At 66.1% G+C, this 9,686-nt stretch carries 8 protein-coding genes; 6 read left to right on the top strand and 2 right to left on the bottom strand.

Annotated elements, in window-relative coordinates; all coding sequences use genetic code 11:
- Positions 1-783: polysaccharide deacetylase family protein (locus R2834_24550; protein ID MEZ4703524.1), on the top strand; the 783-nt coding region annotated here is incomplete at its 5' end.
- Positions 784-949: 166 nt separating this feature from the next.
- The gene (locus R2834_24555; protein ID MEZ4703525.1) at positions 950-1,483 is read left to right on the top strand and encodes a hypothetical protein; all 534 of its coding nucleotides are present in this window, start codon (positions 950-952) and stop codon (positions 1,481-1,483) included.
- A gap of 147 nt (positions 1,484-1,630) precedes the next feature.
- Here the strand turns inward: R2834_24555 and R2834_24560 are convergent, their stop codons facing one another.
- Entirely contained in the window at positions 1,631-3,403 is a 1,773-nt protein-coding gene (locus R2834_24560) for a hypothetical protein (GenBank protein MEZ4703526.1), read from the bottom strand.
- 177 nt (positions 3,404-3,580) lie between these two features.
- On the opposite strand from R2834_24560, the gene R2834_24565 reads away from it, so the two are divergent.
- The 3 genes from R2834_24565 to R2834_24575 all read left to right on the top strand — a co-directional run bounded on the left by R2834_24565 (position 3,581) and on the right by R2834_24575 (position 7,736).
- Entirely contained in the window at positions 3,581-5,545 is a 1,965-nt protein-coding gene (locus R2834_24565) for a DUF5054 domain-containing protein (GenBank protein ID MEZ4703527.1), read from the top strand.
- Between the two features lie 186 nt (positions 5,546-5,731).
- On the top strand, positions 5,732-6,694 hold the full coding sequence (locus tag R2834_24570) for a GSCFA domain-containing protein (GenBank protein MEZ4703528.1): 963 nt from the start codon (positions 5,732-5,734) through the stop codon (positions 6,692-6,694).
- 64 nt (positions 6,695-6,758) lie between these two features.
- Positions 6,759-7,736: a nitrilase family protein gene (locus tag R2834_24575; GenBank protein MEZ4703529.1), complete on the top strand. Its 978-nt coding sequence runs from the start codon at positions 6,759-6,761 to the stop codon at positions 7,734-7,736.
- 340 nt (positions 7,737-8,076) lie between these two features.
- Here R2834_24575 and R2834_24580 read toward each other — a convergent pair whose 3' ends face one another.
- Complete coding sequence (locus R2834_24580; protein ID MEZ4703530.1) at positions 8,077-8,232, bottom strand: hypothetical protein; 156 nt, start codon at positions 8,230-8,232, stop codon at positions 8,077-8,079.
- Between the two features lie 101 nt (positions 8,233-8,333).
- On the opposite strand from R2834_24580, the gene R2834_24585 reads away from it, so the two are divergent.
- Positions 8,334-9,503: a sulfatase-like hydrolase/transferase gene (locus R2834_24585; protein ID MEZ4703531.1), complete on the top strand. Its 1,170-nt coding sequence runs from the start codon at positions 8,334-8,336 to the stop codon at positions 9,501-9,503.
- Positions 9,504-9,686: the final 183 nt, after the last annotated feature.

The following is a 9,686-nucleotide window of genomic DNA, read 5'->3' on the forward strand; positions in this document are numbered from 1 at the left end:
AGATCCTTCCTCCTTGCATGCATCGTGCTGGCGCACCTTGGCGCCGGCGACGCCTTCGCCCAGATCCTCCGCCAGCCCATCCCCGACAAAACAGTGGTCCTGACTTTTGATGACGCGGTGGTCAGCCACGCCACGGTGGTGGCTCCGCTGCTCAAACAGTATGGGTTCGGCGCGACGTTTTATATCGCTGAGTTTGAAAAACCGCCGTTCTCCGACAAGACGCTGTACATGACGTGGGAGCAGATCCGCATGCTCAACCAGATGGGCTTCGAGATTGGCAACCACACCGGCTCCCACCGGCACGTGCCCGACATGTCGCCGGCGGAGTTCGCGAACGAGTTGAGCTACATCGAAGACCGCGGGATCTCCCTCGGCATCCCCCGACCGCTCACGTTCGCCTATCCGGCGTACAAGACCGATCCGTACGCCATGCTGACTCTCTCGGAAAAGGGGTACCTCTTCGCGCGCATCGGCGAGGACCGGCCGTACGATCCGGAGGTCGACCATCCCTATCTCGTGCCCAGCTACACCCTGCTGGAGGACAACGAGGCGCTGATCATGGCCGCGCTGCAGGAAGCGAAGGACGGCAAGGTCGTGGTGCTGACGGTCCACGGCGTTCCCGACACCGCGCATCCCTGGGTGAACACGCCGCAGCCGCTCTTCGAAAAGTACCTGCGCTATCTGAAGCGCAACGGGTACCAGGTCCTGTCCATGCGGGATCTGGCGCAGTACATCGACGCGCGGCAGGCCTGGATGATGATTACGCCGCGGTTTGGTGAATGAGGCCGGCCGGCGGCGGGCATTGTCCAGCGAAATAGACATTCGTAGCCGGCGCGTTCGGTAATAATCCGCTTATCGAGCGCGATTGCGGTAAAGCGGGGGCATGGCACGATCTCGGCCTTGTTGCGGGGCGAACCACCCGAATCGCAACACAACGAGACAATCCATCATGCCTACTTCCAGAACCTCGACGCTCGCGCTTGCGCTGTGTCTCTTGCTGTGGATCGGGTTCTTCGTACTGGGATCGGCGGTGCCGTCGGATAACCTCCTGAAGCACGTCCTGAACGAATCGAATCCGCCGCTGAACCGAACCGCCAACCTGCTCGGATTCGTCTTTACGTGGACGTGGAGCAACATCCTCTGGCTCTGCTGCTTCGCGTCGCTCGTCGGCGAATACGGACGCGGAACGATGGGGCATACGACGACACTGCCCAGCCCGACCGCCGCGATGGTGCGGGGCTTCTTTATCTTTCTCGCGATGGCGACCGGTCAGCTCGTGATCGTCGGCACCATCTCGCTTCCGCCATCGCTCATCGAAAACGCCGGCAGCGCGCTAGACCCCAGCATCGTGAGCCCGGGCCAGTACTTCCGCATCGCCACCTTCTGCTCGTTCCTGAGCTTCTTCGTGGGATTCAAGCCCAGCGTCTTTACGTCGTTCCTCTCCCGCGTGGAACGTTTCGCCGCGGAGGAAAAGGTGGGGTGAAGATCGCAAAATGAAAATCGTAAAACTGCAAATCGCAAAACGCCACATCGTGTGTTTGCGCGACGAGCAGCCGGTCATCATCGGGTGCGCATCACGTCGCGATATCTGCATTGCGACGTTCATTTTGCGATTTACAATTTGAAATTTTCAATCGCCAAGATGTCTGTACCACGCCAGGTACAGCAACACGGAGAGGGCGGCGAGGAGGCCGAGCAGCATCGCGAAGGCGCCCCACTGGCGGAGGACGAGGACCATCGGGGCCAGGAACAGGACCAGTTGCCAGGGGATGGCGACGAGGAGGGCGCGCAGGTCGCGGCGGCCCTCGGCGCGGATGGAGGCGACCAGTTCGGCCGGCAGACGCCGGCGGACCGGGCCCCAGATGCCGAAAGGCCGCGTCGTCCGGAAAAAGCCGTCCAGCACGTCGTCCGGCGTGGGCGAGGTGAGCAGGGTGATGACGACGGCCGAGGCGAGCGTCAGCGCGGTGATGAGGCCGAAGCTCGCCATCTCGCTCAGACCGGGCGCGAACAGCTTCTGGCCGAACGCCAGCACCATCCCGACGAGGGTACTGCCGGCGAAGCCGTAGCCGTTGAACCGCCACCAGTACCACCGGATCACCTGCGGCAGCATCAGGCCGGCGCTGAGGCCCATCGTCAGCCAGCCCCAGATGTCGTTGATGCTTGTGAAGGCGTACGTGAGCCCGACGCCCAGCACCACGATGAGGAGGCTCGCCCAGCGGCCCTGGCGCAGCAGCGCCTTCTCGGAGGCGAGGGGCTTCATGAAGTGCTGGTAGATGTCGCGCACCCAGTAGGCGGCGGCCGCGTTGACCGTCGAGTCAAACGTCGACATCGCCGCCGAGACGAGGCCGGCGACGAGCAGGCCCTTGATCCCGACGGGCACGAGGTTCATCACGACGATCGGCAGCACCTCCTCGGGGTTGGCGATGACGCCGTTTGCGGCACCGTACGAGATCCCCATGATGGCGATGCTCACGATGAATGGCCAGCGGAAGGCGAGGAGGACGGTCCACAACAGGCTGATGAGGCCGGCCTCGCGGTCGCTGGCGGAGGAGAAGAAGCGCTGGACCATATGCCCCCCACCCGCGCCGCCGGAGCCCTCGATCACCACCTTGAGCATGTAAAACGCGAGCGCCATCCCCAGCAGGTTGTACTGGCTGTACGCCCCCGGCACATCCATCGTCGCGCGGGGCGTCCAGGTCGCCCAGTCGGCCAGCGTCGTGCCGATGGTCTCGAAACCGCCGTCGAGCAAGGGGACCGAGACGCTGAAGGTCTCGGGCAGGCTGTAGTTCAGGAACACGTGCACCGTGACGTACATCAGGGTGAAGAAGATCAGCACGCCCTGAAAGAGGTCGGTGTACACGACGCCGTAGAGGCCGCTCGCGACGGTGTACGCGGTCGCGAGGCCGATCATCGCCAGGGAGGCGATTTCGGGCGGGATCCCCATCAGCGTGCCCACGAAGAGCCCGATGCCGTGCGCGAAATACGTGACGCTGGCGATGGCGAAGATGAGGTTGGCGGCCGCGGCGAGCGCGCGCGCCGAGTCGCCCTGCCGGCCCGTGCCGAACCGGAACGTCATCCACTCGGCGACGGTCATCGACTGGCTGCGCCGGTTCCATTTGCCCATGTAGACCATCAGGAAGGCCATGATGAGCACCACGCCGCCCCGGATCTCGATATAAAAGCCCTGGATGCCCAGCGCATACATCAAGGCCACGATCACCATCGTGCCGGCCACGTCGAGATTGGTCGCCATCCCCGATGCCCCCAGCGCCCACCAGGGAATGGAGCGGTTGCCGAGAAAGTAGCTTTCAATGCCTTCGGAAGCCTTGCGCTGCAAACGAACGCCGATCCATACGAGCCCTACCAGGTAGGCCACGATGATCGCATAGTCGATGGGTTGCATGTGGTTTGCGGAGATTGATTGCGAAGCAGCCGGCGCGTAACCTACGGCCTTCTCGATTAGCGAACAATCGCCCCGTTCATCCCGGTATCCGTCACCCTCATCGCGCGTTTCACGACGCGTTTTGCCACTTCCGATTCCCCACGTCCCAATTTCCCACTTCCCAACTTCCCACGTTCCATGCCCACGGTCCACCTCATCTTCAAAACCCATTTCGATTTCGGATTCACCGACTTCGCTGCCGCGGTGCAGCGACAGTACTTCGAGGTGTTTATCCCGGACGTCATGCGCACCGCACGCCGGCTGCGCGACGAGGGCGGCCCGGATCGCCTGGTCTGGACGACGGGGTCGTGGTTGATCGACCAGTATCTGGAAACGGGCGATGCCGGCCAGCGCCGGGCGATGGAGGCCGCCATCGAGGCCGGCGACATCGTCTGGCACGGGCTGCCGTTTACGTTTCACAGCGAACTGGCCGACGCCTCGCTGTTCCGCTACGGGCTGAGCCTCGCCCGCCGGCTCGACGAGCGCTTTGGCCGCCGGACCATCGCCGCCAAGATGACCGATGTGCCCGGCCACACCCGGGCCATCGTGCCGCTGCTCGCCGAGGCGGGCATCGAGTTTCTCCATATCGGGGTGAACGAAGCCGCGACGCCGCCCGACGTGCCGCCGGCGTTCGTCTGGCGGGCCTACGGGGCGGATGTGACCGTGATGTACCAGCACGCCTACGGCGCGACGGCGCATATTTCGGGGATGGACGATGCGCTCAGTTTCGGCTTCACCGACGACAACCTCGGCCCGCAATCCGCCGAAGCCATCCGCGAGGTGTTTGCGCGGGTCCGCAAGGCCTTCCCGGATGCGGAGGTGAAGGCCTCGTCGCTCGACGCCTTCGCCGAGGCCCTCGGGCGCCACCGCGCCTCGCTCCCCGTGCTGACGCAGGAGATCGGCGACACCTGGATCCACGGAGCCGGCACCGACCCCGTGAAGGTGACCCGGTACCGGGCGCTCTCGCGGCTGCGGCGGTCCTGGGAGGCGCAGGGGGAGGCCGTGCCGGAACGCTTTTCGAAACACCTGCTCTGCGTACCCGAGCATACCTGGGGGCTCGATGAAAAGACGCATCTGAATGACTACGCGAACTACAGCCGGCTCCGGTTCGACGCGGCGCGGGCGTCCGCGCCGTTCCAGATGATGGAAGCGAGCTGGATGGAACAGCGCCGGTATGTCGAAGACGCGGCGCGTGCGCTGGACGGGACCCCGCTGGCCGCCGCGGCGCGCGCAGCGCTCGACGCCAGCGTACCGCGCCCGGTCGACCCCGAAGGCTGGTCGCCGTTGCCGGCCCAACCGCTCGAGACGGCGCATTTCGGGGTGGATTTCGATCGGGCGTCCGGCACGCTCGTCGAACTCGTCGAGCGAGCCACCGGGATCGTCTGGGCCGGGCCGCTCGGACGGATCCGCTACCAGACCTTCTCGGAGGCCGACTACGATCGGTTCATGGACGAATACCTGGCCAGCCGGCCGACGTGGGGTATCCTGGATAACTCGAAGCCGGGCATCGGGGCGGAAGGCGCGGTGAGCGCCATGACCGCACCGTCGCTCGAGCGGGCCCGGTGGCGGCGCACGCCGGCCGGCGTCGAGGTGCTGGTCGAGACCGCGGCGGCGGGCGATGCCGTCGAGCGGTTCGGCTGCCCGAAGCGGTTCGTGCTCCACTGGACGTTTCCGGACGCCGCCCCGCGTGCCGAACTCACGCTCACCTGGCGCGACAAGCCGGCCTGCCGCCTGCCGGAAGCCCTCTGGCTCGGGTTTTCGCCGACCGGGCTCGACCCGCAAGGATGGGAAATGGACAAGATGGGGCGGCGCGTCAATCCGCTGGATGTGGTGAGCAAGGGCAACCGGACCCTGCACGCCGTCGATTCGGGCCTGTATTATCGGGATGCCCGCAGCGCGCTGCAGCTGACGACCCTCGATGCACCGCTCGTGACGCCGGGGGAGCCGGCCATGCTGCGCTTCACGGACCGGCAGCCGGACCTCGGCGCCGGCTGGCACATCAACCTGTTCAACAACCTCTGGGGCACCAACTTTCCGATGTGGTTCGGGGAGGACGCGCAGTTCCGCTTCGTCCTCGACGTCGGCGCCGGGCCAACGACGTGATGAGCGGGTTGCCGGATGAACGCGCCCACGACGCGGCATGATTTGCCGGCCGGCGTTCGCTGTTTCGCCGAAGAGGCAGGCGCTGCACGGCGCCGGCGTGCCCGCATGGGAATGGTCAATTCTTTGCAGCTGGGGCCGATCTACGATCCGGTGCAAACCGCATGTTCATCTCAGTCCCCATTGGATATGGCCATTACCTGCGAAACAACCATCCCGATAGAAGAAGCGGTCGTCCTGGAACGCCGCGTACCCGCTTCGATGCTGAACCAGGCGCGCAAAGGGTACTACGCGCGTAAAAGTCCGTACCCCGTGGAGTCGCTGGTAGGGGCGTTTCAGGGGGAGCGGTTCATCACCCGGCAGTCGCGCATCGTGACGATGGGCAGCTGTTTCGCGCAGGAGCTGGCCCGGTGGCTGGATCAGCACGGATACAGCCGGCTTCCGCACCACTGGGGGGTCATCTACAACCCTGCCAGCATGCGTCAGATCGTGCAGTACTCGACGGAGCCGGAGACGTGGCAGCCGGCCGAGCCTTTCTGGACGGATGCCTCGAACGTCTACGATCCATACCGTAAATCGGATGACCACGCCGGCGCCTACCGGCTGGGCGCCAGCGTCGAGGAAGCGATGCAGCGGCTGGAGGCGCATCGGCGCGCGAGCCGCGATACCCTCATGCGCGCCGACGTGTGCGTGCTGACCCTCGGGCTCACCGAACTGTGGCGGCATCGCGCCGACCAGGCGGCGTTTTTCGCGATCCCGGCCCCGGCGTTCTTTTCGGAAGAGCGCCACGAGTTTCATACGCTCACGTTTTCCGAAGTACGCGGGCACCTGGATTATATCGTGAGCCGGCTCCGGATGCTGAATCCGAACGTGCGCATCCTCTTTTCCGTCTCGCCCATCCCGCTCTCGATCAGCTTCAGGGAAAAGCTCGGACCGTACGTGGCGACGCAGGAGTCGAAGTCGGTGCTCCACGCCGCGGTCCTGGAGACGACCCAGATGTACGAGGGGGTGCACTACATGCCGTCCTACGAAATCGCGACAGGAAACCGGGCGGCGTATTTTCTTCCGGATGGCCGGCATGTCAACGCCGCGTGCGTCTCAACCATCATGCAGGCGTTCGAGTCGCTGTACGTGATGGGTTCCGGCGCTTGATCGTTCGCGGCCCGGACCGCATATTAGGATGCCTGTCCGTCCACGCATCCCAACCCTGCCGTCCATGCCGCCCCCCGCCAGCCTGCGCGCCGCCACCGTCCAGTTCGAACATGCTCCGGGCGACAAGCGCTACAACCTCGGCGTCGTAGCCCGTTTTTGCGCCGAAGCCGAAGCCGCCGGCGCCGCCCTCGTCGTCTTTCCCGAGATGTGCGTCACCGGCTACTGGCACGTGCATACGCTGGATCGCGACGCCATCGCCGATCTCGCGGAGCCGGTGCCGGACGGGCCGTCGACGCAGGCGCTGCTCGACCTGGCGCGGCGTCACCGCCTCATCGTCGGCGCCGGCCTGATCGAGCGGGCCGAGGATGGCCGGATGTATAACGCCTACGTCGTTTGCATGCCGGATGGCCAGGTGCACACGCACCGCAAACTGCACACGTTCGTCAGTCCCCACCTCAGCAGCGGGGACCGTTACACGGTCTTCGATACCCCGCTCGGCGTGCGGCTCGGTGTCTTGATCTGCTGGGATAATAATCTCGTCGAAAACGTCCGCATCACGGCGCTGAAGGGCGCCACCGTGCTGCTGGCGCCGCACCAGACCGGCGGGACGGCCTCGCGAAGCCCGCATGGCATGCGCCGGATCGACCCGGCGCTCTGGCACAACCGGCACGCCGACCCCGCCGCCATCCAGGCCGCCCTGCGGGGCCCGAACGGGCGCGAATGGCTGATGCGCTGGCTGCCGGCACGGGCGCACGACAACGGCCTCTTCATCCTGTTCAGCAACGGCGTGGGCATCGACGGCGACGAAGTGCGCACGGGCGGGGCGATGATCATCGACTGCTACGGCCGGATCGTCGACGAGACCTCGGCAGCCGGCGATGCGATGGTCGTCGCCGACCTGGATCTCGGCCTGACGCCGCTGTCCACCGGCCAGCGCTGGATCCGGGGCCGGCGACCGGAGCTGTATGCCGACCTCGTCACGCCCTCGGGCCGTGAAATGGACCCTCTGGAGGCGCGGTTCTCTGAAAAACCCGTTGCCTGAGCGCGGATGTGGGGTCGCTCGCTCCCGTCGGATCGGCCGAAGAAGCAGAATCCCCGATCAAACACACGGTTTTTCGGCAAAACATCCTGCATCCCGTATCCCGTATCCATCATCCTGCATCCCGTATCCATAGATCGCCTCCCTATCGCGCGAAACGACACGCAGTAAGATCAGATAAGCACATGCAACGGTACACCACGGCCCGATTATTCCGGGCGCTCGCAGGGATGGGCGGTCTGGTTCTGATCCTGATGGGGATGCCCCGCGAGGCCCCGGCGCAGGGACGTCCGAACATCCTGATCGCGATCAGCGACGATCAGTCGTACCCCCACGCCTCGGCCTACGGAAGCACGATGGTGCGAACGCCGGGGTTCGACCGGGTGGCGGCCGCCGGCGTGCTGTTCGACCGGGCCTTCGTGGCCTCGCCCGGGTGCAGCCCGTCCCGCGCGGCGCTGTTGACGGGCCGGTATCCCTGGGAGCTGCGCGAGGCAGGCACGCACGCCAGTTCGTTCCCGGCCGATCTCGTCGTCTTTCCGGATCTGCTCGAGGCCGCGGGTTATCGGGTGGGGCTACGGGAAAGGGGTGGGGGCCCGGTGACTGGCCGCCGGCGGGCGCACCCGCAACCCGGCCGGCGACGCCTACAACACGCGACGCCACGAGGCGCCGGAAGGCATCAGTCCGGTCGATTACACCGCCAATTTTGCGGATTTCCTGGCCTCCCGCGAGGCCGGACAGCCCTTTTATTTCTGGTATGGCGCCCACGAACCGCATCGCGTCTACAAGCCGGGCATCGGGCGGGCCCACGGCAAACCGCTGGCGGCCGCCGAGGTCCCGCCCTTTTTGCCGGACGCGCCCGAAGTGCGTGACGATCTGCTGGACTATGCCTACGAAATCGAGTGGTTCGATGCGCACCTCGTGCAGATGCTGAAGCAGCTCGAGGAAGCCGGCGAGCTCGCGAACACGATCGTCATCGTCACCTCCGACAACGGGATGTCCTTCCCGCGGGCCAAGGCCAACGCCTACGAATACGGCATCCACGTGCCGCTCGCGGTCATGTGGCCGGCGCGCGTCCCCGGGGGGCGACGGGTGGATGACCTCGTGTCGCTCGTCGACATCGCGCCGACGCTGCTCGCGGCGGCCAACGTCCCAGCGCCGGCGATGACCGGCACGAGCCTGATGCCGCTCCTGCTGCCGGCGGAGACGGGCGGCCCCGAGCCTGGACGGGAGGCCGTTTTTGCGGCGCGGGAGCGGCATTCGTCGTCGCGCTACAACAGCCTGGGCTACCCCCAGCGCGCGATGCGAACCGGCGACGCGCTCTACATCTGGAATCCCGCTCCGGAGCGCTGGCCCGCCGGCGCGCCGCAGGCGATCGGCCCCGACGGCGCGCCCGGCCCCCTCCACGGCGCGTATCACGACATCGACGCCGCCCCGACGCTGGACTTCCTCGTGGCGCATCGTGACGAGCCGGGCGTCGGGCGGTATTTTCACCTGGCGGTCGACCACCGGCCTGCGCGCGAGCTTTGCGCGGTGACCGACGATCCCGGATGCCTCGTCAATCTCGCCGGCGCTCCCGCGGAGGCGGCGCGCGTCGGCGCGCTGCACGCGCGCCTGCTCGCTTTCCTGCAGTCCACGGGAGATCCGCGCGCGCTGGGGGAGGGCGACGTGTTCGAGACGTACCGGCGATACAGCCCGCTTCGCACCTTCCCGCCTCCGCAATGGGTGCTGGACGGCCAACCTGCCTTTAAACCCGACTGGATCGTTGAGTAGCGCGCGACGACCGAAGAAAACGCCATTCCCCGAAAGCGATGTGACCCGCCGCGATTTTCTGGCTACAGGCGGCGGCCTGGCCGCTGCCGCGTTGTTCAGCGGACCCGGCGGTCTGCCGGCGATCGAGGGCGTCGCTCCGTTGGATGAGGAATGCGTCGACACCGGTGCGGGGTGGCAATACAA

It is taken from the genome of Rhodothermales bacterium, from assembly GCA_041391505.1.
In the GTDB taxonomy this organism is placed as follows: Bacteria; Bacteroidota; Rhodothermia; order Rhodothermales; family JAHQVL01; genus JAWKNW01.

What these genes read in the sequence shown, in the direction of transcription:
- R2834_24555 (MEZ4703525.1), top strand. Translation starts at nt 950, where the DNA reads ATGCCTACTTCCAGAACCTCGACGCTCGCGCTTGCGCTGTGTCTCTTG.
- R2834_24560 (MEZ4703526.1), bottom strand. Translation starts at nt 3,403, where the DNA reads ATGCAACCCATCGACTATGCGATCATCGTGGCCTACCTGGTAGGGCTC.
- R2834_24565 (MEZ4703527.1), top strand. Translation starts at nt 3,581, where the DNA reads ATGCCCACGGTCCACCTCATCTTCAAAACCCATTTCGATTTCGGATTC.
- R2834_24570 (MEZ4703528.1), top strand. Translation starts at nt 5,732, where the DNA reads ATGGCCATTACCTGCGAAACAACCATCCCGATAGAAGAAGCGGTCGTC.
- R2834_24575 (MEZ4703529.1), top strand. Translation starts at nt 6,759, where the DNA reads ATGCCGCCCCCCGCCAGCCTGCGCGCCGCCACCGTCCAGTTCGAACAT.